22 protein-coding genes are annotated in these 26,312 nt (G+C 29.6%); 16 read left to right on the top strand and 6 right to left on the bottom strand.

What is annotated here, in order from left to right; genetic code table 11:
• Window positions 1-200 precede the first annotated feature (200 nt).
• From L3B98_RS26130 to L3B98_RS26115, 4 genes are all read left to right on the top strand, one after another.
• Entirely contained in the window at window positions 201-1,910 is a 1,710-nt protein-coding gene (locus L3B98_RS26130; RefSeq protein WP_238918867.1) for a ribonuclease J, read from the top strand.
• A gap of 263 nt (window positions 1,911-2,173) precedes the next feature.
• On the top strand, window positions 2,174-3,349 hold the full coding sequence (locus L3B98_RS26125) for a DegT/DnrJ/EryC1/StrS aminotransferase family protein (protein WP_015391754.1): 1,176 nt from the start codon (window positions 2,174-2,176) through the stop codon (window positions 3,347-3,349).
• 187 nt (window positions 3,350-3,536) lie between these two features.
• Window positions 3,537-4,697, top strand: a complete 1,161-nt coding sequence (locus L3B98_RS26120; protein ID WP_238918866.1) for a methyltransferase domain-containing protein — start codon at window positions 3,537-3,539, stop codon at window positions 4,695-4,697.
• 13 nt (window positions 4,698-4,710) lie between these two features.
• Window positions 4,711-5,904, top strand: a complete 1,194-nt coding sequence (locus L3B98_RS26115) for a DegT/DnrJ/EryC1/StrS family aminotransferase (protein WP_238918865.1) — start codon at window positions 4,711-4,713, stop codon at window positions 5,902-5,904.
• A 440-nt stretch (window positions 5,905-6,344) separates the two neighbouring features.
• Here the strand turns inward: L3B98_RS26115 and dcd are convergent, their stop codons facing one another.
• Window positions 6,345-6,863, bottom strand: a complete 519-nt coding sequence (gene dcd / locus L3B98_RS26110; protein ID WP_238918864.1) for a dCTP deaminase — start codon at window positions 6,861-6,863, stop codon at window positions 6,345-6,347.
• A 111-nt stretch (window positions 6,864-6,974) separates the two neighbouring features.
• Between dcd and L3B98_RS26105 the strand changes: the two genes are divergently transcribed.
• Both L3B98_RS26105 and L3B98_RS26100 read left to right on the top strand, forming a co-directional pair.
• Entirely contained in the window at window positions 6,975-8,162 is a 1,188-nt protein-coding gene (locus L3B98_RS26105; protein ID WP_238918863.1) for a class I SAM-dependent rRNA methyltransferase, read from the top strand.
• 259 nt (window positions 8,163-8,421) lie between these two features.
• On the top strand, window positions 8,422-8,871 hold the full coding sequence (locus L3B98_RS26100) for an Hsp20/alpha crystallin family protein (protein ID WP_238918862.1): 450 nt from the start codon (window positions 8,422-8,424) through the stop codon (window positions 8,869-8,871).
• A gap of 117 nt (window positions 8,872-8,988) precedes the next feature.
• Here the strand turns inward: L3B98_RS26100 and L3B98_RS26095 are convergent, their stop codons facing one another.
• Window positions 8,989-9,240, bottom strand: a complete 252-nt coding sequence (locus tag L3B98_RS26095) for a hypothetical protein (RefSeq protein ID WP_238918861.1) — start codon at window positions 9,238-9,240, stop codon at window positions 8,989-8,991.
• Window positions 9,241-9,345: 105 nt separating this feature from the next.
• Window positions 9,346-9,735 carry a hypothetical protein gene (locus tag L3B98_RS26090; RefSeq protein WP_238918860.1) on the bottom strand — a complete coding sequence of 130 codons (390 nt, stop codon included), beginning with the start codon at window positions 9,733-9,735 and terminating at the stop codon, window positions 9,346-9,348.
• Between the two features lie 173 nt (window positions 9,736-9,908).
• Here L3B98_RS26090 and L3B98_RS26085 point away from each other — a divergent pair, with 173 nt between their 5' ends.
• Both L3B98_RS26085 and L3B98_RS26080 read left to right on the top strand, forming a co-directional pair.
• Window positions 9,909-10,154 carry a hypothetical protein gene (locus tag L3B98_RS26085; protein ID WP_238918859.1) on the top strand — a complete coding sequence of 82 codons (246 nt, stop codon included), beginning with the start codon at window positions 9,909-9,911 and terminating at the stop codon, window positions 10,152-10,154.
• A 76-nt stretch (window positions 10,155-10,230) separates the two neighbouring features.
• Complete coding sequence (locus L3B98_RS26080) at window positions 10,231-11,406, top strand: cyclopropane-fatty-acyl-phospholipid synthase family protein (RefSeq protein ID WP_238918858.1); 1,176 nt, start codon at window positions 10,231-10,233, stop codon at window positions 11,404-11,406.
• Here the strand turns inward: L3B98_RS26080 and L3B98_RS26075 are convergent.
• Window positions 11,403-11,762 carry a hypothetical protein gene (locus L3B98_RS26075; RefSeq protein ID WP_238918857.1) on the bottom strand — a complete coding sequence of 120 codons (360 nt, stop codon included), beginning with the start codon at window positions 11,760-11,762 and terminating at the stop codon, window positions 11,403-11,405. The two genes, L3B98_RS26080 and L3B98_RS26075, sit on opposite strands and share 4 nt — an antisense overlap.
• A 722-nt stretch (window positions 11,763-12,484) precedes the next feature.
• Here L3B98_RS26075 and L3B98_RS26070 point away from each other — a divergent pair.
• Both L3B98_RS26070 and L3B98_RS26065 read left to right on the top strand, forming a co-directional pair.
• Window positions 12,485-12,985 (top strand): prolyl-tRNA synthetase associated domain-containing protein, encoded by a 501-nt coding sequence (locus L3B98_RS26070; protein WP_238918856.1) that lies wholly within the window; start codon window positions 12,485-12,487, stop codon window positions 12,983-12,985.
• Between the two features lie 565 nt (window positions 12,986-13,550).
• Window positions 13,551-14,624, top strand: coding sequence for a galactose ABC transporter substrate-binding protein (locus L3B98_RS26065; protein WP_238918855.1), 1,074 nt, complete (start codon window positions 13,551-13,553; stop codon window positions 14,622-14,624).
• Between the two features lie 23 nt (window positions 14,625-14,647).
• On the opposite strand, the gene L3B98_RS26060 is transcribed toward L3B98_RS26065, so the two are convergent.
• On the bottom strand, window positions 14,648-15,211 hold the full coding sequence (locus tag L3B98_RS26060; RefSeq protein ID WP_238918854.1) for a 3D domain-containing protein: 564 nt from the start codon (window positions 15,209-15,211) through the stop codon (window positions 14,648-14,650).
• Between the two features lie 372 nt (window positions 15,212-15,583).
• A complete protein-coding gene (gene cooS / locus L3B98_RS26055; protein WP_238918853.1) occupies window positions 15,584-17,503 on the bottom strand; it encodes an anaerobic carbon-monoxide dehydrogenase catalytic subunit in 1,920 nt (639 codons plus the stop codon).
• Window positions 17,504-18,254: 751 nt separating this feature from the next.
• Here cooS and L3B98_RS26050 point away from each other — a divergent pair.
• The 6 genes from L3B98_RS26050 to L3B98_RS26025 all read left to right on the top strand — a co-directional run bounded on the left by L3B98_RS26050 (window position 18,255) and on the right by L3B98_RS26025 (window position 26,238).
• Entirely contained in the window at window positions 18,255-19,640 is a 1,386-nt protein-coding gene (locus L3B98_RS26050) for an amino acid permease (protein ID WP_238918852.1), read from the top strand.
• Between the two features lie 282 nt (window positions 19,641-19,922).
• Window positions 19,923-21,347 carry an amino acid permease gene (locus L3B98_RS26045; protein WP_238918851.1) on the top strand — a complete coding sequence of 475 codons (1,425 nt, stop codon included), beginning with the start codon at window positions 19,923-19,925 and terminating at the stop codon, window positions 21,345-21,347.
• Between the two features lie 570 nt (window positions 21,348-21,917).
• Window positions 21,918-22,799 (top strand): DUF1002 domain-containing protein, encoded by an 882-nt coding sequence (locus L3B98_RS26040; protein WP_238918850.1) that lies wholly within the window; start codon window positions 21,918-21,920, stop codon window positions 22,797-22,799.
• 67 nt (window positions 22,800-22,866) lie between these two features.
• Window positions 22,867-23,280 (top strand): Rrf2 family transcriptional regulator, encoded by a 414-nt coding sequence (locus L3B98_RS26035; RefSeq protein WP_015391769.1) that lies wholly within the window; start codon window positions 22,867-22,869, stop codon window positions 23,278-23,280.
• A gap of 263 nt (window positions 23,281-23,543) precedes the next feature.
• The gene (locus L3B98_RS26030; protein ID WP_238918849.1) at window positions 23,544-25,343 is read left to right on the top strand and encodes a heme NO-binding domain-containing protein; all 1,800 of its coding nucleotides are present in this window, start codon (window positions 23,544-23,546) and stop codon (window positions 25,341-25,343) included.
• A gap of 376 nt (window positions 25,344-25,719) precedes the next feature.
• Entirely contained in the window at window positions 25,720-26,238 is a 519-nt protein-coding gene (locus tag L3B98_RS26025) for a hypothetical protein (RefSeq protein ID WP_238918848.1), read from the top strand.
• Window positions 26,239-26,312: the final 74 nt, after the last annotated feature.

Below are 26,312 nucleotides of genomic sequence, written 5' to 3'. Positions count from 1 at the left end.
CTGATTTCCTTTTGAAAGCTTTAAGTTTTGAAAAATTCTTTTTAACATATATAGCTAGAAAATTATAAGTTTATTATTGCCTAATGGAATCTTAGATTATGAAGTAGAAATGATGAATAATTAAGGAGGAAATTGCTACTAATATAATTATAAATATTGCAAATAATTAAAGTAGATAATTAATATTGCGGGGTGAAAATATGGATAAAAGTGAATTGGAAGAAGTAAAAAGCAATAAAAAAGTAAGAGGTAAAAAAGTTCCTTTAAAAATAATTCCCTTAGGCGGCTTAGGCGAAATAGGTAAAAATATGACTGCCTTTGAGTATAACGATGAAATAATTGTTATAGACTGCGGTTTAGCTTTTCCGGATGAAGATCTTTATGGAATTGACAGTGTGATTCCTGATGTAACTTTTTTGATTAAAAATAAAGAAAAAGTTAAAGGAATTTTTATTACTCATGGACATGAAGATCATATAGGTGCATTGCCATATATTTTGAAACAAATTAATATTCCTGTATATGGAACCAAAATGAGTCTGGGATTAATTGAAATAAAGCTTAAAGATCATAAAATGCTAAATGATTGTACTTTAGTAATGGTTGAGCCTGGAGAGTTAATAAAGCTTGATAATTTTAAAGTTGAATTTATTAGAAACAATCATAGTATACCTGATAGCTGCTCTATTGCGTTACACACACCTATAGGTGTTGCAGTTCATAGTGGGGATTTTAAAGTTGATTTTACTCCTATTGATGAAAAGATGATGAATTTACAAAGGTATGCAGAACTAGGAAAAAGAGGTGTATTGCTTTTAATGGCTGATAGTACAAATGCTCTTCATAAAGGCTACACTATGTCAGAAAAATCTGTAGGTGAGACTTTAGAACATCTTTTCAGTAAGGCAAGTGGAAGAATTATAGTGTCTACCTTTGCATCTAATGTACATAGGTTACAGCAAATTAGTGACTGTTCTATAAAGTGTGGAAGAAAAATAGCTTTTAGCGGAAGAGGTATGGAAAATGTATCAGAAGCTGCTAGAGCACTTGGTTATTTATTTATCCCAGAAGATATGATTATAAGTTTAGATGAAATTAAGAATTATCCTAATGATAAGTTGACTATAGTAACAACAGGTAGTCAGGGTGAGTCTATGGCTGCACTTACTAGAATAGCAGCTTCAACACATAGACATGTTCATATACAAGAAGGAGATATGGTCATAATTTCAGCAGCACCAATTCCAGGAAACGAAAAAGCCGTGTCAAACGTAATAAATGATTTAATCGAAAAGGGAGCTAATGTTATATATAAAGCAATACAAGATATACATGTATCAGGTCATGCCTGTGAGCAGGAACTTAGGCTTATTCAGGCACTTTTGAAACCTAAGTTTTTTGTACCTGTGCATGGAGAATATAGGCATTTATTTACACATGCTAAAATAGCCCAAAGCATGGGAGTTGATAAAGCTAATACCTTTATTTTAGAAAATGGGGATGTCCTTGAATTGAATAAGACCAATGGGGAAGTTACAGGAAAAGTCCCTTTTGGAAGAGTACTTGTAGATGGTATGGGCGTTGGGGATATTGGAAACATGGTACTTAGAGATAGAAAGAATTTAGCGGAGAATGGAATTATAACAGTGGTTGTAGCTATAGATATGAAGAATAAGATCATAATTTCAGGGCCAGACATAGTTTCAAGAGGTTTTGTATATGTAAGAAATTCAGAAGAATTAATTGATCAAGTTAGGGATATAGTCACTAATGTTGTTGAGAGCTGTTTAGATAGAAACATAACTCAATGGGCAGAAATAAAAAATAGTATTAGAAGAGAAGTAGATAATTTTGTTTATGATAGGATGAAGAGAAAGCCTATGATTTTGCCTGTTATTGTTGAAATATAATATCAGAAGAATGCTTTTTATTGCTAGTTTTTGCTAAATGTTTTATTGAAAATATGATCAATTAGCCTTATTGCTAATTTTTACTTGACTCTGACCTAAGGTGTGAGTTTATAATAAGATTAAGGTACATGAAATAGATAACAAGACTAAAGCTTACAGCTGATAGATTTTGTAAGTAATTGATTGTGCTGAAGGAAAAGTTAAGTTAATGATTTTTAAGTTGACTTAATAAATCTTATTTGATTAGGAGAGGATTGAATTTTATGAAGAAGATACCATTTTCACCACCAGATATAACGGAAGAAGAAATAGAGGCAGTAGCTAACGTCTTAAGATCTGGTTGGATAACTTCAGGTCCAAAGCTTGCAGAATTTGAAGAAGGAATAGAAAAGTATTGTAAGGTTAATAAAGCTTTAGCATTAAATAGTGCAACAGCAGCAGAAGAATTAGTACTTAAAGTGTTTGATTTTAAAGAAGGAGATGAAATAATAACAACTCCTTATACTTATACAGCTACTTCAAGTGCAGCAATACATAGAGGTGTTAAGCCAATATATGTTGACGTAAAAAAAGATACTTTTATGTTAGATATAGATAAAGTTGCAGAAAAAATTACAGATAAGACAAGAGCAATAATCCCAGTTGATATTGCAGGTGTACCATTTGATTATGATGCATTAAAAAAAGTTCTTAAGGATTTAAATCGTGAAGATATTATGATAATTTGTGATTCAGCTCATTCTTTTGGAGCAAAATATAAAGGAGAGCCTGTTGGATCACAAGCACATTTTCATTCATTTTCTTTCCATGCAGTTAAAAATTTAACTACAGGTGAAGGTGGAGCCGTTACTTTCAATGATAATCATTTTGGGGATCACGAAGATTTACTTAAGTATATGAGATATACTGCAATGCATGGCCAAACTAAAGATGCTTTAAGTAAACTTAAGGCTGGAGCTTGGGAATATGATATCATAAATGATGGAATGAAATGTAATTTGACTGATATTGGTGCTGCAATTGGTGTAGTTCAACTTAAGAGATATGATGCAATGCTTGAAAAAAGAAGACAAATCTTTAAGGTATATACAGATATCTTAGGAAAAGAAGATTTTTCAATAATTCCATTTACTAAAGATGATAAGGGAACAGAAACTTCATATCATTTATATCTTTACAGAGTTAAAGGCTTTAATGAAGAAAAGAGAAATGCTGCTATTGAAAAGTTAGCTCAAATGGGAATAGCTACAAATGTACACTATAAGCCATTACCAATGTTAACATTATATAAGAATCTTGGATATGATATTAAAGATTATCCAAATGCTTATGCTCAATATGAAAATGAAATTAGTCTTCCAGTATACACTATATTATCATTAGAAGATGCTGAATATATAGCAAAAGAAGTTGTAAAGGTAATAAAAGAATTATTATAATTTTTAGTGGGTTTTTAACAAAAAATGGGATGTATGTTTTAAGGTGTAGATTATTTTCATAGTTAGCACCAAGGACATATATCCTTTTTTAATAAATGATTAAGGATTAAAGAAGAAAAGTCGATAATTTAAGTTGACTCTGACCTAAGGTAGTAGAATAAAATATAGTTGATAAGGGGGGAAGGTATTGAAAATTGGTGAATTTGCTAAAAAATCAGGAGTAACAGTAAAGACATTGCTTCATTATGACAAAATTGGATTGCTTGAACCTAGTGAAAAAACTGATTCAGGATATAGGATATATTGTGAAGAAGATTTATTAAAACTACAGCAGATTACAACCTTAAAATTTATTGGATTATCCTTAAATGAAATAAGCCATATTTTACATGAAAGTGGAGAAAACTTAGAGAGTATGATAAGTTTTCAAAAGAAGGCCCTAGAGGAAAAGAAAAAGCATATTGATGCAGTTATTGAAGTTTTTAATAAAGCACAAAATACTGCAAGGAAAAATGGTTTTTTAGATGCTAGCAATTTAATTGATATTATTAAAGTAACTAATATGGAGAGCAGGGTAAGAGAACAATATAAGAGTGATAAAAACTTAAATATTAGGAGTAATCTTCATAGTTATAATACAAATGAAGTAGATTTTGATAAATGGTGCTTTAGTAATATAAACTTTTTTGAAAATGCAAAAATTTTAGAGCTTGGATGTGGAACTGGTAAGCTTTGGCTTAAAAACAAAGAATATATAAGTAGCGATTTAGATATTACTTTATCAGATTTCTCTAAAAGCATGATAAAAATAGCTAAAGGTAGATTAGAAGAAGTTTCTCATGATTTTAGCTATGAAGAAATTAATGCTGAAAATATACCCTATGAAGATGAAACCTTTGACATAATAATTGCACAGCATATGATATACTTCATTCCTGATATTGAAAAAGCTTTAGCTGAAATACAAAGAGTATTGAAGCCTAAGGGAATCTTTTATGTGACAGCAAACTCCTGCGAGGCGATGAAGGAACTAAATAAGCTTGCAGAAAAATTTGCACCTAATTTAGGGTTGGATACAAACGGGTATTCAGAGAGGTTTGACTTAGAACATGGAAAAGGAATACTTGAAAAATATTTTAGCAAAGTTGAGGTTGAAATTTTAGATGGAAAAATAATAGTAGATGATCCAAAGCCTGTAGTGTCTTATAAAGCATCAACAATTCAAGGTAGCTCTATACTTGTGGGTGAAAGAAAAAAGGAATTTACAAAGTATTTAGAAGAGCATATAAGAAAAAATGGTCATATATCAATAACAACAAAAACCTGTATGTTTAAAGCAGAGAAATAAAGGAGAGTAAAAAATGAACATTCCATTAGTAGATTTAAAAGCACAATTTAAAACAATTGAGGATAAAGCAACAAAGGCAGCTTGTGAAGTACTTTCATCAGCAAATTACATTATGGGGAAAGATGTAATAGAATTTGAAAAGGAATTTGCAAATTATGTGGGAGCTAAACATGCAATATCCGTAGGAAATGGAACAGATGCCTTAGTTATTGCACTTATGGCTTGTGGTGTTGGGAAAGGCGATGAAGTTATTACAACAACTTTTACATTTTTCTCAACAGCAGAAAGTATTTCAGCAGTAGGAGCAACTCCAGTTTTTGTAGATGTTGAAAAAGATACTTATAATATTGATTCAACAAAGATAGAAGAAAAAATTACTGAAAAGACTAAAGCAATTATGCCAGTTCATATATTTGGACAACCAGCAAAGATGGAGGAAATAAATAAAATTGCTAAAAAACATAACTTGAAAGTTATAGAAGATGCAGCTCAAGCTGTTGGTGCTGAGTATAAAGGTAAGAAAGTTGGAGTTATAGGGGATATAGGTTGTTTCTCATTTTTCCCAACTAAAAATCTTGGATGTGCAGGAGATGGGGGAATTATAACTACCTCTGATGATAACTTAGCAACTATTGTAAAGGCTCTTAGAACTCACGGTAGTGGTGAAAATGGACAAAGAGCATATAATTATTTAAATAATATTAATGAGGAAATTGAAGTTTCAGAAGGACATGATGATACAGTATATAATCCATTAAAATATTATAATTATTTAATTGGATTTAATTCAAGATTAGATACAATTCAAGCTGCAATTTTAAGAATAAAACTAGGGTTTATAGATAGTTGGAATGAAAAAAGAAGAGAAAATGCAAAAAATTATGATGAAAAACTAAAGGAAACAGCATTGACTTTACCTGTAATAATAGAAGAAGGCAAGTCAGTATATAATATGTATGTTGTACAAGCTGAGAATAGAGAAGAAGTTATTAGTAAATTAAAAGAAGAAGGTATAAGCACAGGAGTTTATTATCCAGTGCCAATGCATTTACAAAAGGTATATAAGAACCTTGGATATAAAGAAGGAGATTTACCTGTGGCAGAATATCTATCACATAGAACTTTTGCTATACCAGTTTACCCAGAACTGAATACTGAGCAAAAAGAATATATAGTTGATACAATAAAAAATATAATTTATAAATAAAAATTAAAAATAAAGTACTAATCAATTTTAGTATCTGAAGAAAAATATAACTGGAAATGAGATTTCCAGTTATATAACATATTAAATATTCAATTTACATATACATATAAAATTTAAGAATCAAACTTATAAATGGAATATACATGTATCATTGAGAAATTATAATCGCAACACTACACTAGAAATTAGATACATTTTTCTGGAAGCAGGCATGTGAAATTGAGCTGATGATGGTTATTAGTGGAAGGTTGTTCCATTTTCTGCTTGTCATAAATTTACTTTAGGAACATGCAGAAATGGGCGCAACCTTCCACTTAGAACATTCCAGCGAAAATTTCACTAGTCCTGTGGAAGATAAATGTATCTGATTTCGGTAATTGTTGCATAAGTCTAATTCTCACGTTGGATATCTATATCCTAATAATTAATTCGGTTAAATTCTACTCAAAATCCTTATATAAAAGACTTGGCTGAACCCCTTGATTATTTTGATATTTCCCACTAGAATACACATCATAATCACCTTCAATGCTGTGGTAGTATATTTGACACAATTCGATTCCTGAATAAATTCTTATTGGTTGAACACAGAATATCTCTAATGTCCAATATCCATGAAAACCTACGTCACCAAAGCCAGCAGTAACGTGAATAAATAAGCCTAATCTTCCAACGGAAGAACGTCCTTCTAACATGGGTATATATTTATCTGTTCCAGTATACTCTATTGTTCTTCCTAAGTATAGCTTCCCAGGCTCTAAAACTAATCCTTCATCAGGTATAATTATCTTTTTTGCTTTATTTTGTTTTTTCATATCTAATACTGTTTCATCATAAACAAGTAATTCGTTATGTAATTTTAGATTATAACTATTTGGATTAAGTTGTTTTTCACTAAAGGGTTCTATTATTATTTCTTTTCCTAACTTATTCTTTATTTCTTTTCCAGAAAGTATCATTTTCCTTTTGCTCCTTTTAATTCATATATATAAATTATTAATTAACAATCTTATATATATGATATAATTATTTAGAATTTAATACAATAATTTGTTTAGGAAGGTACATATATGAAAGAAGTAATGATTGGTGTAAAGAAAGAATTTGTAAATAAATATAAAAAAGGATATCCTTTAATTTTAGAAGAGGCTTTGGTAAATCCAATGGTACTAAAAGAAGAAGGTCAGCTTATAACGCTTATAGATGATAAAAAAGCTTTTTTAGGTAAAGGGTATTATGGAAAGCAAAATAAGGGTTGTGGCTGGATTTTAAGTAACAGTAAAAACAGTAACTTAGATTATAAGTTTTTTTATGATAAGCTTAGAAATGCATTTTCTAAGAGAATGAAATATTATCATTCAAGGGATACCTCGGCTTTTAGAGTATTCAATGGTGAGGGAGATGGAATAGGAGGACTTACTATTGATTATTTTGATGAATATTATCTTGTAACATGGTACAGCAAAGGAATGTATGTATTTAAGGAACATATAATTAAAGCTATAAAAGCTTTAGTTTCTTTTGATGGAATATATGAAAAGAAAAGATTTGAAGAAAATGGCATGGTTGTTGATGAAGATAGTTATTTATGTGGAAAAAAAGCACCAGAACCTCTTGTAGTTAAGGAAAATGGAGTTAATTTTGCAATTTATTTAAATGATGGAGCAATGGTAGGGGTATTTTTGGATCAAAAGGAAGTTAGAAAGTCTATTAAAGAAAAATACTCTAAGAATAAAAGAATATTAAATACCTTTTCTTATACAGGAGCCTTTTCTATGGCAGCAGCAAAAGGTGGTGCTATTACTACAAGTGTTGATTTAGCAAGCAGAAGTTTAGAAAAAACAACTGAAAACTTTAAGATAAATAATATTGATCCAGAAAAACATGAAATAATTGTTGAAGATATTTTCCAGTATTTTAAACGAGCTAAGAAAGAAGAATTAAAATTTGATGTGGTTATTCTTGACCCACCAAGCTTTGCAACCTCTAAGGACAATAGATTTAGTGCAGCAAAGGATTATAAAGATTTAATGAAGTCAGCTATTGAAATAACAGAAGACGAAGGGATAATTGTAGCTTCAACTAATTGCGCTACCTTTAATATGGCTAAGTTTAAAAAATTTATAGATGATGCTTTTAAAGAATTACATAAAAATTATGGGATTTTAGAAGAGCACAGCCTTCCAGAGGATTTTGCAGTGACAGAAAAGTTCCCAGAAGGGAATTACTTAAAAGTTGTGTTTGTAAAAGTTTATTAATAAAAAAGTGATTACACTACTATAAGTAAAATATACGTGGTTTCTAAAATAATAAATTTGCAAGATATGTGAAGAATATAAGAGAAATAATTAGCTATACAGAGTTAATTTTGAATATTAATTGTAAAACGCCTAAAAAATATAAAAAATTAATTATATAGACTTTGACCTTCTTTGACTATTAAATTATAATTTACTTGTAAAAACAAACAATACAAAAACAAGTATAAAAATAAAATAAATTAAGGAGGTCTTAAGTATGTTTGGATTGATACCTTTTAGAACTAATGGAGTAAGCAAGAAAGGAGGTTCATTTGATGATTTCTTTGATGGATTCTTCAATGATGATTTCTTTTCACCAATGAATTTTGGTTTTAGTAGCAACCAAAAATTTAAGGCTGATATAAGAGAAACTCAAAATGAATATTTAGTATCAGCAGAATTACCTGGTGTTAAAAAGGAAGACATCAGCCTAGAATATAGGGACAATACATTAATTATTTCTGCTAAAAGAGATGAAGTGATTAATGAAGAAAAGGATAATTACATCCGAAGAGAAAGAACTTATGGACAAATTTCTAGAGCTTTCCATGTAGAAAATGTTGATAATGCACAAATTTCAGCAAAATTTGAAAATGGTGAATTAAAGATTATTTTACCTAAATTAAATGAAGCTATTAAAGAAAATAGTAGAATTTTAATTCAATAGAGAATATATAATTACCTTAGTATGATTTAAATTGTCCCTCTTTCTAGTTTATATAAATAAAAGTTGTATAAAATAATGGAACCCTTTAAAAGGGTTCCATTATTTTATGATCATTTCTTAAACATCAAAAATATTCTTTATAGTTAATAATACTAATCCAAGTCCTGATATTAATGAAAGCAATGCACCAACTACCATAAACGAAATTGTTTTTATGTTCACTTCGTAATCAGATAAAGACCATCCTGAATTATCATACTGTTTTGAAAAAGAAGTTCCTAAATTGAAAGAATTTATAACAATTAATAATCCACAAATAAAAATAATAACGAAAACTATAATTGCATTTTGAAGTTTTTTATTTTTCATAGTTTAATACCTCCATATTAGAAATTAGTTGAATAATATGTAAGTTATAATTGATAAACGTAATAAATTTGAAGGAGAAGTTCGATATACTAATCAACATTTGATTCATTTAACTTCCATCTCTAATTTACCGTTTTCATCAATTTTATTAATAACTACATCAGCCTTTCCGCTATATCCTTTTTCTAAGTATCCAACTACATACTCTTCATATGAAGTTCCTTTGTTATTTTTGTAGGTTAAAATTATTGCATTTTCACCTTGAATACTATTAGTATCAATAGTGCCTTTCCAAGATTTTTTAGATTCTATTTGTGAAATGTTTTGTATAATGTCACCTACTTTATATCTTAGTTCTAAATTTTTAATAGTTTTATTAGTATTGTTGGTAATAGATATTTTATATCCGCTACTAAAATTAAATTTGAGTATACCAATAACTACTAATAAAAAGATTACTAAGGCAAATAGTATAAATTTAATCTTTCTATTCATAAAATCCTCCAAATTACCATATTGTAACAATTATATCATAATATATATTTAGTTATAAAGTTACTTTGATACTGGAAAAAGAGTATGAGCTAAGTTATAATTTTTTTAATGGTAGAAATTATATAAAATTAAATAAATTGTATAGAAAATATTTATTTTGTAGGGGTGAGCTTTTGAATACAATTGATAAACGTAATAAATTTGAAGAAGAAGTTTTTTTATATAGAATATCAAAGGATAATACAGTATTTACCTCATGGAATGGAAAGCAAGTGACTATATTGAGAGGTAAAGAAGGTGAAAAATTTTTGAGAAAAATAGAAGCTGCCGATTTTTTGACAGCACAACTAATAATGGCAAAGGTTACAGGTAACTTTAAAAGAGGAAACGAAAGAGAGAGTAAGCAGAGAAACAAATAGAAAACTGAAGTGAATGGTATATTTGAGAACCAATCTTAATATAAATAATTAGTTATATTATAGAGGAGGCTATTTTGTGAGCTTTATTAATAGTTTTTATATTAAGTATTTGGAGAAATTCGATGATATACCGTTTAAAGTAAAATTTCAAAATAACGAAGAATATGTTATTGGGGAGGGTACACCACAGTTTGAAATAACTGTTAAGAATGAGATAAGCAAAACAGAATTATTAAAAAGTACATCTATTGCCCTTGGAGAAGCCTATATGAGAGGTGATATTGAGATACAAGGAGACTTATTTCAAGTTTTAGATTTATTCCTTAGCCAAATGGATAAATTCACAACTGATGCTAAATCTCTTAAAAACTTGATTTTTACATCGAGTTCTCCCAAAAATCAAAAAAGTGAAGTTCAATCTCATTATGATATAGGCAATAATTTTTATTCTCTTTGGCTTGATGATACTATGACTTATTCTTGTGGGTATTTTAAATCGGATAATGATAGTTTACATGATGCACAAATTAACAAAATTAATCATTCATTAAAAAAACTTAATTTAAAGGAAGGCATGAGTCTTTTAGATATTGGCTGTGGATGGGGTTCATTACTGATAGAAGCAGCAAAAAAATATAAAGTTCATGGTCTTGGAATTACCTTAAGTGAAGAGCAATTCAAAAAGTGCAATGAAAGAATAAAAGAAGAAAACCTTGAAAATTTATTGGAAGTTAAGCTTATGGATTATCGTGATTTGATTAAGAGTGGCAGAGGCTTTGATAGAGTTATAAGCATAGGCATGCTTGAGCATGTTGGAAGAGAAAATTATGAATTATTTATTAAAAATGTTGATGGTGTTTTAAAACCAGAAGGAGTATTTTTACTACACTATATTAGTGCTTTAAAAGAATATCCAGGGGATCCTTGGATTAAAAAGTATGTTTTTAAAGGGGGGGTAATTCCAAGTCTTAGAGAAATAATAAACATTTGTGGTGATTATAAATTCCATGTTATTGATGTTGAAAGTCTCAGAAGACATTATGTAAAAACACTTTTGTGCTGGAGGGATAATTATAATAAAAATATAGATAAAATATCAAAAATGTTTAATCAAGAATTTATAAGAATGTGGGAACTTTATTTAAGTTCATGTGCAGCGACTTTTAATAATGGAATAATAGATCTACATCAAATTTTAATTACAAAAGGCTTAAATAATAATATTCCTATGACTAGAGATTATTTATATTAAAAAATCCATAAAGCAATAATTGCAGCAATAATAGAGCCTATAACATCAGATAATAAATCAAAGTTTGTATCTTTAAGCCCATGTTGATTATTAAAGTTTAAAGTTGAATCTAGAATAAATTCATATATTTCATAAATACAGCCTAGTGAAATTCCAATAGTTGCTACAAATATAGAAACATAATATTTCGGAGAGGTTATATGAAGCACTAGTTTGTCTAAGATGGAATAAAAGAAAAGTGCGAAAGAAAATGAACCTAAAGCGTGTAAAAATCTATCGTAGCGTTTAGTGGTATTATAAAGATCCATATAATCACCAATAAAATTATTGCCAATTATACTTATTAAAACTAACATTATAATATAAATATTAATTTTAAATGCATATTTATATTGGATAAATAGAAAAAACAAATATGCGATATAGGCTACTATGTTTTCACCTAGGAGCTTATATCTTTTTTTTATTATTATATTAATGCATGTATATATTGTTATAATAGAAAAAATAATAGTCATAATTAATAACAATGTATTATAATTCATAATAACACCTCATTGTAAATTTATTTAATATATCTGTTTCAATTATCAATGTTCAATTATAGAATATCAATTTTTTGATTTTCACTTTTCCCTTATAATTTCTTAAATTGATAGATGTAATAATATAGATATCCAAAGCGAGAATTAGACTTATGCAACAATTATCGAAATCAGATCCATTTATCTTCCACAGGACTTAAATCAGTTTACAGTTAACAATTAACAGTTATCAGTTGAGGAAGAAAAGCTAATAGCTTTTCTTAAATTATACGTTTTTGAAATCTTTAAAGAGATTTCATACGTAACTCATAACCCATAACTGATTCCAAGCCTGCTTCCAGGAAAATGTATCTAATTTCTAGTGTAGTGTTAAGATTATAATTTATCAAGAATGTATACATATTCCATTAATAATTCAACTTATAAATGTAAGAATCAGAACATATATATTATCTTTTACTAAACAGAGGGGAGTTATTCAAAATTATATAAAGATTACATTTGATAAAAAGATATAATTGGAGGCGTGTAAAATGACTGAAGGAAATGAGCAAAAAGTATATGATGCACTAAAAGCCTTAGAAATTAAATATATAAGGTATGAGCATGAACCACTTTATACTGTTGAAGACACTAAGAAATTAGATATAAACATTACAGGACAGCATTGTAAAAATCTGTTTTTAAGGAATTCCAAAGGGAATGTACATTATCTTGTTTTATTAGATGATGCAAAAAAGGTTAATCTAAAAGATTTAGCTAAACAAATAGAAAGCACAAAACTCTCCTTTGCATCAGAAGAAAGGTTACATAAATATTTAGGTCTTAGGCCAGGTTCAGTTACACCATTTGGCATAATTAATGATATTGAAAGTGAAGTTATAGTTTTAATTGATAAAGATATAACCAAGGCTGATGTGGTAAATTTTCATCCTAATGTAAATACAGCAACAATAGGTCTTTCATATTCAGATCTTGAAAAATTTATTAAATGGCGTGGAAATAAAATTTATTATGTAGACATAAGTATTTAAGCATATTAAAATGCGATTTTTCATTGATAGATAAGTATTTTTTTCGAGGTTTATAGATATCCAAAGCAAGAATTAGACATATACGGAACTTACCGAAATTAAACACAGATTTATTACAGCGGACTAATGAAATTTTCGCTGGATGGGTTCTAAGTGTAAGGTTGCACCCATTTCTGCATGTTCCTAAAGTAAATTTATGACAAGCAGAAAGTGGAACAACCTTTGAGGAAACTCGACTCACATTCGTTCGCTGAGTAAGCGATTCACACCAAATCAGTTTTTTAAAGGAGGTTAACTCATGAATGAGTTAACTAAGTTCAAGAAACCAAATCATAGATTTGGACTTTCACTTATCTGCTTAATAATCATCACAGCTTAATTTCATATGCCGCTTGCACAAATATGTATCTAATTTCTAGTGTAGTGTTACGATTATAATTTCTCAAGAGTGTATGTATATTCCATTTATAAGTTTGATTATTAAATTGGATATCTATATGAGGAATAAATATTGCACTTATAGTTTAATATATTATTAATAAAACAAAATAATATGGAGGCTACAATGCAAATAATAAGAAAAGCAGCTATAGTTATTATGATTATAATGATAAATACTATCGCTATAGGTGAAAATTTTGTTACTACTTTTGCTAACCAAACACAAAATTTAAATAGTAGGAATGCTGCAAATGTTGCAGTGCTTCTATATAGTTTTGAAGATTTATTCTTACAAGATGTTAAAAAAGAGTTAGAAAAAATTCAAGAGGAAAATCCAGATAAAGTTAAATTTACTTTTTACGACGGAAAAAATAATATAGCCAAACAAAATGAAATACTAGATTCACTACTTAGAAACAATGAAGACCTTATAATAGCAAATTTAGCAGATGTGAAAGAAAGCGTGGTTGAAGACTTTGTTAATAAAGTTAAAGTTAAGGAAATTCCTTTAATAGTGTTTCATGTTGATCCTAAAATAGCAGAAAAGCTATCGAAAAATTATAACAAAGTAGTTTTTATTACACCTAATGTGCCTAAATCAGGCTTTGCTGAAGGAGAAATTCTAGTTGATTTATGGAAGGCTGATAAGGACAGCATTGACAAAAATGGTGATGGTATTTTGCAATATATTTTATTGGAGGGGGAAGCAAATAATTTAGGAGCAATAGAAAGATCAAAATATGCCCTTAAAGCAATCAATGATTCAGGAATAGAAACTGAAGAACTCGCGCATGTTAATGCAAATTGGTTAAAAGATATGGCAAAAAATGCGGTGGATAGTTTATTGCTTAGGTATAGTGGTAAAGTTGAAGCCATAATTTCTAATAATGATGCTATGGCAATTGGTGCAATTGAAGCACTACAAAAATATGGATATAATACAGGTGATAAATTTAAATATATACCAGTAGTTGGAATTGATGCGATACCAGAAGCTAGAGCTTTGGTTGACGAAGGATTTATGGAGGGAACAGTTATTCAGGATCCGAAAGCTTTTGCGGAAGCATATTATGCCGTTGGAATGAATTTAATTAAGAATGAAAATCCACTTGCAAATACTGATTACAAATTTGAAAATGGAGAGGTTGTAATTACTCTGCCATATGATAAATATGTGAAGAAGACTAGTGAGCCATAGGAATAAGGATGTTAAGGAAGGGATTAGGTTTGTTTCAATATATAACCCTGCACTTTTTGTACACCATAACTGTTTATTCTATGAGCATATTGTTTATCACTTTCACCAGGTTCTCGTTCTATAAAGACATCTAATCTATTAGCTGTATCAAAATGTTCATGTGAGCCTCTATCATTTACAACTACTTGTCCGTAGTTTTCTAAATATATTTTTGTATTTAAAGGAATTACATTATTGGCAACACCTCCAGGTATTAAAGGCTTGTTTTCACATGTAACAGCACCAGCACTGCTATTTTCAAAGTCCAGGGAGGTGTAGAAGGTAAGAATATATTCTTTCCATTCAGGTGAATTTACATTCTCTTTCAGTAATGATTTCTTTTTCATTTCTTCTTGCTTGTCTTTTTCATATTGAATTTCAATAGGATTTTCAATTAAATGCAGTTCTGTGCTATGTATAATTGTTTGAGGTTTATCTTTTATAATTTCTTCAGTTACCATATGAATTGGTGTTGTGGTATTTATATTACTAGCATTAAATAAAAAAATAACATTTAATAAATACAGTAGCGTCTTTATTTTAAACATTTGTCAACTCTCCTTTGGCAATCCTAAATTTAATATGACATAAATATTTATTTTTAAATTATAACATAAATGTAAAATATTAACAGTAAAATTTAAAAAATTATACACCTATATAAAGAGCAGCTATGCTGCAACAACGGATCTTAATTATTTCAGTTCACAGTTTACAATTTACAATTGAGTAGAAAAGTCGATGGCTATGCCACAATACGCACATATAAAAAGAGTGGCTATGCCACAATACGGAACTTATATAAAAAGAGCAGCTATGCTGCAACAACGGAACTTATCTGCAATTTGAAACTTATTAAGATGAGGATATTCCGAAGGAATATCCTCCTTAATCATTTATTATTCAATATTCATAATTAACTACTTTAATCCTAAGCCTTGCCTTTTTGCTAGAATATGAGCTTCAATATCATTAGCTACATCAGCTGGATTATCACCTAAAGCAATTTTTCCACCAGTTACATCTTCAGCTTTATCGGTTAATAATTCAACTAATTTAGGAGCTCCTGTCATAAATGGAGTAGGAGATAAATGAGTGTAAGCACCATAAGCTAAAGCAAAGATTCCATCTATGGTTGCTTTTTGCTCCATCCATTCAGGGGCAGTTACTGCTATTGGCAGAGCAGAGACATCCACGTCTAAGTGATCAGCAAGAGCTGTTACAAGCATTGAAATTCTTCCTGTATCAGTACAAGTTCCGAAGCTTAGTACTGGAGGGATTTTTAACATATTACACACTTCTTTTAAGCCTTCTCCAGCCATTTCATTAGCTGCTTCAAGGGTACATAAGCCAGCTACCTCAAGAGCATGATTTCCACAACCGCCAGCAACCACTAAAATATCTTTTTTTATAAGTTCTTTTGTTAGATTTATAGTCATCGAGTCTTGAGGACCATTTCTTAAGGTTGAGCAGTTTGCAAGGGCCACAACACCTTTTATTTTACCAGCAGCTATTACTTCTACTAATGGGTCAAGTTTGTTGCCGATAGCTCCTAAGACGGCTTCAGTAGAAAAACCTGCAATGGCTTTTTGTATTTTCTTTGGAACCATAGGTACAATGTTTCTTTCTTTTCTCTTTTTATAGTTTTCTATACCGAGTTCAATTAATTTATCAGCCATTTTATCAATTTCATAAGGATTATAAGGTATTTTGTGTTCAACACCAGGTAAATCGATTATAGTACTTACAGCTACTAAAGTTACTTGATATTTTTCAGCATACATATCTATGGCTGGAGGTGAACAATTTTCTTCCATTGCAAATACATCTACAGTACCAGTAGCTAGTAATGGCTCAATAGTAAGCCAATTTCCCATATGCCCTATAAATACATCGTCCACTTCAAATCTTTGAAGCAATTCTTGACCTGTTTCAATTGAACCAACAATTCTAAGTCCCTTTGCACCAGCAGCTTTTGCTTTTTCCTGCACTTCCTGAGTTCTGGCTTTTAAGATTGTTGCAACTCCTGGCCAAGGTTGGTGTCCATTAAATACTATGTTTACATAGTCAGGATCCATAATCCCTAAATCCATGTTAACCTCATGAGGAGTAGGAGTTCCAAAGAGTATATCTTGAACCATTTCAAGTCCTATTTGTGTATTATAAATTGTAGCAATACCAAGTCTAAGGGCCTTCATCGCTAAGGACACATGACTTCCATCCACATTAGTTAAGCAGCTGGCTACACAATTTTGTTCTTCATGAACTGTTCCTGCAGGATAGATCGCTAACTTTTTCCATAATTCTTTTCTCTTTTTTGGAGCAAAAGCTTCAACCATTATGTTTTTATCTTCAATATCGATATGTTGCTGTTCTTCAAGAAGGGTAGCTAATTGAATAGCCATAGCATTAGTATCTTGATTTGTATCTATCCCAACTTTTTCACACATGAACTTAAGCTTATTAACATCAGTGATTTTAAATGGAGTTTTTCCTTCCCCGGTAGCCTTTAAAGTTCTAAAAGCTTCATAAGCATGATGACTGTAGGTGCCAGCACCCATTATATTTTTTAAAAGAAAGTTTCTCATGGCCATAGCATCAGGATCGATTCCACAAACTCCTTTTTCTTGACCAGTTTTTTCACTTATTCTACAAGGTCCATTAGAACATAATTGACAGCTTACACCTTGAAGACAAAAGGTACATCTGATTTTTTCCTGCTGAGCATATCTGTCAAATACATTAGACATATTATCTTCACGAATTCTTTTAATCATTTCTTCAACAGAATCATGATAACTGACTCTGCCTTGAAATCTTTCAGGACTTTTTTCACTCATAAAATTTTCACTCCTTAAATTTGGTTATAAAAACATGAACACAGTTGTATTTTGTTTCTACAAAGATTTTATTGTTAATCAAAGAATAATTTTTCCAAAAATAAAATTAATTATTCATAAATCGTTAATTGCCAAGGATGATTAACGTAATATATAGATATCCAACGCAAGAATTAAACTTATGTGGTGACTTACCGAAATCAAATACATTTATCTTCCACAGGACTAGTGAAATTTTCGCTGGAAGGTTCTAAATGGTGGCTTGTCGTCATTTCAGCGTGTTCCAGATGTAAAATCTGGACAAGCTGTAAATGAAACAAGCCATAGAGGAAACTCGACTCACATTCGTTCGCTGAGTAAGCGATTCACACCAAATCATAGATTTGGGTTCTCTGCTTAACAACCATCATCAGCTCAATTTCACATGCCTGCTTCCAGAAAAAATGTATCTGATTTCTAGTTTAGTGTTACGATTATAATTTCTCAATGATGTATGTATATTCCATTTAGAAGTTTGATTATTAATTTTGATATCTATAGACTCTTTATGAGAATTGAGAATTGAGAATTGAGAATTGAGAATTGAGAATTGAGAATCGATCATTGAGTATTGAATGTTGAACCTTGCAATATAATTAAAATTTTATTGGATTTTCTAAGTATATAAAGCACTAAATAATAAAATACTATTTATGTAATAAAGTACTTAAGTGTAAAAACTTTAGATAAATATCATTACTAGGAGGACAATATGGATATTTTTAAGAAAAAATCAGTTGAGCAATTATTAGAAGGCGTACATAAAACTGCATTAAAGAAAAATCTTAAGGCAAAGGATATAGCAGCCTTTGGAATAGGTGCAGTAGTAGGTGTTGGAATTTTCGTGGCTACTGGAGAGGGTGCACATTTAGCAGGACCTGCAGTTATTATTTCCTTTATTATAGCTGGTATAGTAGCATGTCTTTGTGGTTTATGTTACTGTGAACTTTCAACAATGTTTCCTGTAGCAGGAAGTACATATTCATATTCCTATATAGTATTTGGTGAAATAGTTGCTATGATTATTGGATGGTGTCTTACAGCAGAATATTTAGTTGCTTGCAGTGCTATAGCATCAGGATGGTCAGGCACTTTTGTAGGAATATTAAATTCCCTAGGAATTTCATTGCCAAACGCGTTTATATCATCACCTGCAAAAGGAGGAATAGTGGATTTACCAGCAATAATAATAATTGCAATAATAACTTTACTTTTGTGTTATGGTATGCAAGAAAGTGCAAAGGTTAATAATATAATTGTAGGAATAAAAATAGCAATAATTCTTATATTTATAGCACTTGGAGCAGGTCATATAAATATAGTCAACTATCAGCCATTTATCCCATATGGTTTTGGTGGGATTTTTGCAGCAACGGCGACTATATTTTTTTCATATATAGGCTTCGATGCTATATCAACAGCTGCAGAAGAGGCTGAAAATCCTAAGAGGGATATTCCTTTAGGACTTATTATTTGTTTGATAGTGGTTACAATACTTTATGTATCCGTCGCAGTTGTACTTACAGGAATGATTCCTTTTAAAGAAATAATATCAGAAAATGCAGTGCCAGGGGCTTTGGCAACAGTGGGGATAAATTGGGGAGCTGCATTAGTAGGAATTGGAGCTATACTAGGAATGATTTCGACACAAATGGTTGTACTTTATGGTCAAGTTAGAATATTTATGGTCATGTCTAGAGATGGCCTTTTACCCAAGCTATTTTCAAAAGTACATCCTAAATTTAAAACTCCATATCTTTCTACATTAATAACAGGTACTTTAGCAGCAATAATAGCAGGATTTTTACCACTAGACTTTATAGTACAATTTTTGAGCATCGGAACTTTATTAGGATTTTCGGTTGTCTCATTAGCAGTTATAGTTCTTAGAAAAACAATGCCTGATTTTAAGAGAACTTTTAAAACTCCATGGGTGCCATTTACTCCAGCAGTGTCAATAATAAGTTGCATTGTTTTGTTGAGTCGTTTGCATATGAAAACTTGGATAGGTTTTTTGATTTGGTTAATAATAGGACTTTTGGTATATACTTTCTATGGAAGAAAACATAGCTTACTTCAAAATGAAGAAAAAATATAAGATCTATACTTATTTCTAAATTATTTTAAATAATTTTTTAATAGTGCTTATACATAGTAAATTTAAGGATTAAGGGTACTTTAATATTATATATAGAGAATTAAAATTAAAAAAAACTCATTTATCAGAATGTTAATATCTTGCGGAATAATATCAAAATATGATAATATACTAAGTGATTTGTTAATTTTTTATGATTATTTTGGGGAAAAAATTAAATCTTAGAAAATTGTAAGATATAAGATATGAATTTTGGGCTAATTAAAAAATAGGAGGACCCTTATGAACATTTTTAAGAAAAAATCAGTAGATAAGCTGCTGGATGGAGTGCAGAAGACAGGATTGAAGAAAAATCTTAAAGCAAAAGATATCGCTGCCTTCGGTATAGGAGCAGTAGTGGGAGTAGGTATATTTGTTGCAACAGGTGCAGCAGCTCACTTAGCGGGACCAGCAGTAATTATCTCATTTATTTTGGCTGGTATCGTAGCTTGTCTTTGTGCATTGTGTTATTGTGAACTTTCAACTATGTTTCCTGTAGCAGGGAGTACATATTCTTATTCATACATAGTATTTGGTGAAATAGTTGCAATGATAATTGGATGGTGCCTTACAGCTGAATACTTAGTTGCATGTAGTGCAGTAGCAGTAGGTTGGTCAGGTACTTTTGTAGATATATTAAAATCCTTTGGGGTTATGTTACCAGAATTTTTAACAGCATCACCAAGTAAAGGCGGAATAGTAAATTTACCTGCAATGTTAATAATAGGTATTATAACTTATCTTTTATATTATGGTATGAGTGAAAGTGCAAAAGTCAATAATATAATTGTTGCAATAAAAATATCTATAATTATTATATTTGTAATTCTTGGTGTAGGACATATAAATACAGCTAACTATGTACCTTTTGCGCCAGCTGGATTTGGTGGAATTTTCGCGGCAACCTCTACTTTATTCTTTTCATTTATAGGTTTTGATGCTATTTCAACAGCAGCTGAAGAAGCAGAAAATCCAAAGAGAGATATTCCACTAGGACTTATAACTTGTTTAGCAGCAGTTACAATTTTGTATGTTGCAGTGGCAGTAGTACTTACAGGTATGGTTCCTTATAAGGAAATAATTTCTGAAAATGCAGTGCCAGGTGCTTTAGCTAGAGTAGGTATACATTGGGGAGCAGCATTAGTAGGTACAGGAGCTATCCTTGGAATGATTTCTACAATGATGGTTGTACTTTATGGACAAGTTAGAGTATTTATGGTTATGTCAAGAGATGGACTTATACCAAAGGTATTTTCAAAGGTTCATCCAACTCATAAAACACCACATATTTCAACTTTAATAACTGGAACAATTGCTGCAATAATAGCAGGATTTTTACCATTAGACATTATTGTAGAATTTTTAAATACAGGAACCTTATTTGGATTTATTGCAGTTTCTGCTGCAGTAGTAGTTCTAAGAATAACTATGCCAAACTATAAAAGAATATTTAAAGTTCCTGGAGCACCAGTTACACCAATTATAGCTATAATTTGTTGTATAGTGTTATTATGCGGTTTGAAATTAATTACTTGGGAAGGCTTCTTAGTTTGGATAGCAATAGGCTTTATAGTTTACTTTGTTTATGGACGTAAGCATAGTGTACTTCAAAATGAAGATAGGGCAGAAAATACAGAAAACTTAACACCAGAAAATATAGAAAACTAAAAAGAAAATAAGAGATGTAAGCTTTCAATATAAATTTGAAAGCTTGCATCTTTATTTTACATATAAGTTCTAATTAAGATTGCACATATCAATCATAGATATCCAAATTAATACTCAAACTTATAAATGGAATATGTATGCATTATCAAGAAATTATAATCGTAACACTGCACTAGAAATTAGATACATTTTTCTGGAAGCAGGCATGTGAAATTGAGCTGATGATGGTTATTAGTGGAAGGTTGTTTCATTTTCTGCTTGTCATAAATTTACTTTAGGAACATGCAGAAATGGGTGCAACCTTCCACTTAGAACCTTCCAGCGAAAATTTCACTAGTCCTGTGGAAGATAAATGCATCTGATTTCGGTAATTGTTGCATAAGTCTAATTCTCACTTTGGATATCTATAAAGAAATCCAGAAGGTGCTTTCTTTGAACAATGACAATTTTAATATAAATGTAAGATTATTATTAGAAAAAGTTAATTGGTTTTATGCTATAATGTACGAAGAAAAAATAGTATAGAGTATGGACAATATACTTATTGCATAATAAAAGGAGTTTAAAATTATGAAATCTAAATTATTTATAGCAAAGTTAACTATGACATCTTTAGCAATATGTCTTTTCTTTACATCAGTTGAAGCAGTTCCAGTTTTTGCAGATTCATTTAAGTCTGTTACTTTAGGAGCTGATTTAAGCGAAGCTCAAAAACAAGAAATGTTAAAAGCTTTTGGAGTGACTAAAAACAGTGCTAGTATATTAGAAGTAACTTCAAAAGAAGAACATACTTATTTAGCTAAAGTTGCATCAGAAGCTCAACTTGGAAATAAAGCAATATCATGCTCTTATGTTGAACCAACAGAAAAAGGCGGATTAAATGTTTCAACCAATAATCTAACTTGGGTTAATGATGGAATGATAAAAAATGCATTGATCACTGCTGGTATAGAAAATGCTAATGTTAAAGCATCAGCACCTTTTGAAGTATCTGGAACAGCAGCATTAACTGGAATATTAAAAGGTTTTGAAAATACTAGCACAGGAAAGAAAATAGATGAAAATAAAAAGGAAGCAGCAAATGAAGAATTAATTACAACTGGTGATGTTGGTGAGAAAATTGGGCAAAATGATGCCAGCAATTTAATGAATAATATCAAGAAAGATGTAATAAAAGATAAACCTAAAACAAAAGAGGAATTGAATAAAATTGTTGATAAGGCTACTAATGAATATAAGGATAAATTAACAGACAAAGATATTGAAAATATAAGAAATGTAATGAGTAAAATAAATGACTTAGATCTTAATTATAACAATTTAAAGGATCAAATGAATGATATAACTAATCAATTAAAAGATAAATTAAATACAAAAGAAGCCCAAGGATTTTTTGCTAGATTAGAAGAAATGTTTGCAGATTTTTTAGATTCAGTAAAAAGTTTATTTTAGTTGACAAATGAAAATAAAAATAATATATTAAAAGTATACTAAAGTAGTAAGGTTTAGAGGAGATAAGATGAAAATAACTCAAGAAGCAGATTATGGAATGCGTGTAATACTTTATCTGTCAAAGTTAGAATATGGAGCTAAAGTTGATGCAGCAACAATGGCAAAACATGAGGAGCTTCCATTAAGGTTTTTATTAAAACTTTTAAGGAAATTAATTGCACCTGGAATAATTAAATCTTTCAGAGGTATTAATGGGGGGTATTCTCTTAATAAGTTACCAGAAGAAATTACACTATTAGATGTTATAGAAGCCATAGATGGACCAATATATGTTAATAGATGTATTGCTGATCCAGGCTTTTGCAATGCTAAAAAGGGAAATAGATGTGAAATTCATAGAGCTCTTTCAGGAGTGCAGAAAAGTCTTGTTTTACAGCTATCAAAGATAAATTTTAATGATTTAAAAGATGGTAACTTTTAATACTTTGCACAGTAAATTAGCACTTAGGATTAGTGTGCTGACCTTAAGTCCTTTTCATGTATTAATTACTTGATGAGGATTTTATTTTTGCAATTTAATATCTATTAAATTACAAAAAATAATTTATAAGGAAATGTTAATGTTAATAGTACAAATTTACTAATAATGATATAATAATTATAAATGTCAATTAAATTGTAGTATATTAAGAATAATATTAAATAAAAATTTAGACAGTATGATTTTCTAAGGAGGAGAATGAGATGAAAGGCACAGTTGTAGCGACTTGGATGAGAACCAATAGAAAATTATTTGGTGATGTTACTGTTAACGATGCAATGGATTATGTTGGGTGGGGAGCAGAAAAAATTTTTTCACCTATCGAAAACATAGATGATGCAGAAGTTAATAAAATAATGAATTACATAGCAGATAAGGAAAATATGAAAGTTGGGGAACTTTGGAGGAAAATTGGACAAGACAATATAGTATCCTTTAGTCATGATTATCCTGCGTTTTTTAAACATGAAAATGTTTATTCGTTTTTAAAATCAATGTTTGATGTACATGTTGTTATGACAAAGAAATTTGCAGGAGCAAAGCCACCATTAGTATTGATGGAACCAATTTCAAATAATGAAGCTATTTTTAGTTATAATTCTTCAAGAGGAATGTTTGATTATTTCATGGGAATGCTACAAGGCTCTTGTCAGCATTTTAATGAAAAAGTAAAGATGGAAGAATTATCACGAACTAGTAATGAATTAAAGCTAAAGTTAACTTTTGACAAGGATATATATTATAATAAGAAATATTTCTTCAATAAATTACTTTCTTTAGGTTTTATAAAAAGCTTTGGTGCTAAAGCCGGTTTATTTACTTTTGTAATATCTGCAATAGTAATGCTTCCAATGTTAGGTTTTGAGAACATTATTAAAGCGTTGATTGGAAGTATTGTAGCTGGAGTAGGAACTTTTGTAGGAGTTTCTTTGATGATGTCCCCAATGAATCAAATAAAAGAAGAACTTGATAGAATAATAAAAAATAAATATAATCTAGATGGAAAAATTGAAACAAATGATTTCTTTGAGGAAATCTATGAGCTTCTTAAGAATCATAAGAAGGTTATTCAAGCTGATTTTGTTGGATTTAAAGGTGTTACAGATGAAATGAATACTTTTGTAAATAAAATTAATGAAATATCAACATCTATGGATAACACTACTAATGAAATAAGTGGAGTAGTTGAACAAGTTGCAAATGGTGCATCTATGCAGGCGCAAAATACAGAAACTGCTGTGCAAGCTCTTAATGGTAATATTGAAGCCTTAAGAAATATAGTAAATAAAGAAAATGGTAATAAATCAGAACTTGAAAATGCAATGATAAAGATAAATAATAGTTATGAAAATGTAGATAACACAAGTAAGAATATTTTAGATTCATTAGAGAAATTTAATGAAGTTAAGGAAAAAGGTACACATCTTGAAGGTAAGGCAAAAGATATAACTAATATTGTTGCCATTGTTTCAGGAATTGCTGAACAAACTAACTTGTTGGCCTTAAATGCATCCATAGAAGCAGCAAGAGCTGGTGAACAAGGAAGAGGCTTTGCTGTTGTAGCTGATTCTATAAGAAAATTAGCTGAACAGTCAAAGGATGCTGTTTTAGAAATAAATTCGAATTTAGAGATATTTGTTAAAGAAATCGAAGTATTATCAGATCAAATTGATAGTCAATACGATGTATTAGCAAAAGAAACTGACAGTTTAAAAGATGTTAGAGATATAAGTTTCGAAGCTAATCAATCTGTACAAAGTGTAGCTAATTCTATGATTGAAACAATTAATAGATTAAATACAGAGGCTGACTCTATAACTAAAGTTTATGATGATATAGAATCTTTAGCTGCTATTGCAGAGGAAAATTCAGCATCTTCTGAAGAAGTAAGTGCAAGTGTAACTAATTATACTAATGAAATTAAGAGACTTATAGAAAATATATATGACTTTAAAGGGATTACTGAAACCTTTAAAAATGATTTATCGAAGTATCAAATCTAAATTAAAGAGGGGTAAGCTGTGTCTGATTGACAGGAAACAGTTTGCTCCTTTTTTAATTTTCAATAACCTCTAGTGTAGCAAATGCTTATAAAGAGTTTGCTTTTTATCAAGGATTTACTATAATTAAGAATGAAAATTTATATACATATGTTCAACAAAAATAATATTTTGAGGCAAAGTTATAAAGGTAATAGTTTAGCTACTACCTTTATTTTTTTATTAAATTCAATCAAATATCTGATTAATATAAGATATCCTTTATTAATTGCAATTATATGAAATGAAGTTTAATTTTATAAATACTATTGAAAAAATTAAACTAAAGGGTGTTACCAATCGAAAATTATTATATAAAGTTTTGAGAGGTGGAATATTCTTGGATAAGATTAAAAACTTTATTATAGATGTTATTAAATATATGGTCAAGTATATGATTATATTAATAATTGCTATTGGTATTCTTATATTAGGAGTATACATGTGTGTAAAATATAATGATTTACATCCAAAGGGATGGAATGAATTTGAAAAAAACATACAAAAAGAATATGGATCTATAAAAAATGTGGAAGTTTACGACAATGAAAGGTGTATTTTTCTTAAGTATTCTTTAGAGAAAGATGTGGATTTTATTAGAGTTAAAGAGGTTTTTAAAGATACTAGAGATTTTTTGCTAACTGATGATGTATTCTCCAGTATTGAAAAATATCATAATAAAAAGTATCATAATGATTTTCATGAAATATATATCAGATTTTATAATAAAAAAGGAAATGGAAATTTTTTGTTTGAATTTCACTGCATTAGGAATGGCGATTCTGATGAACAATATGAAAACTTTAAAATATGGGATATTCGTACTCCTGACCAAGAAAATCAAATATTTATTGATTAGTAAATATTGAAATTGTTAATACAATTATCATAGTGGATTTTTTAGAGATATCGTTGAAGATAGGAATATATTAA

Source organism: Clostridium sp. YIM B02555 (genome assembly GCF_022320955.1).
GTDB lineage: Bacteria > Bacillota > Clostridia > Clostridiales > Clostridiaceae > Clostridium > Clostridium saccharoperbutylacetonicum.
Note: the sequence above shows the minus strand (reverse complement) of the source record. Positions and strands in the feature narration are given on the sequence as shown.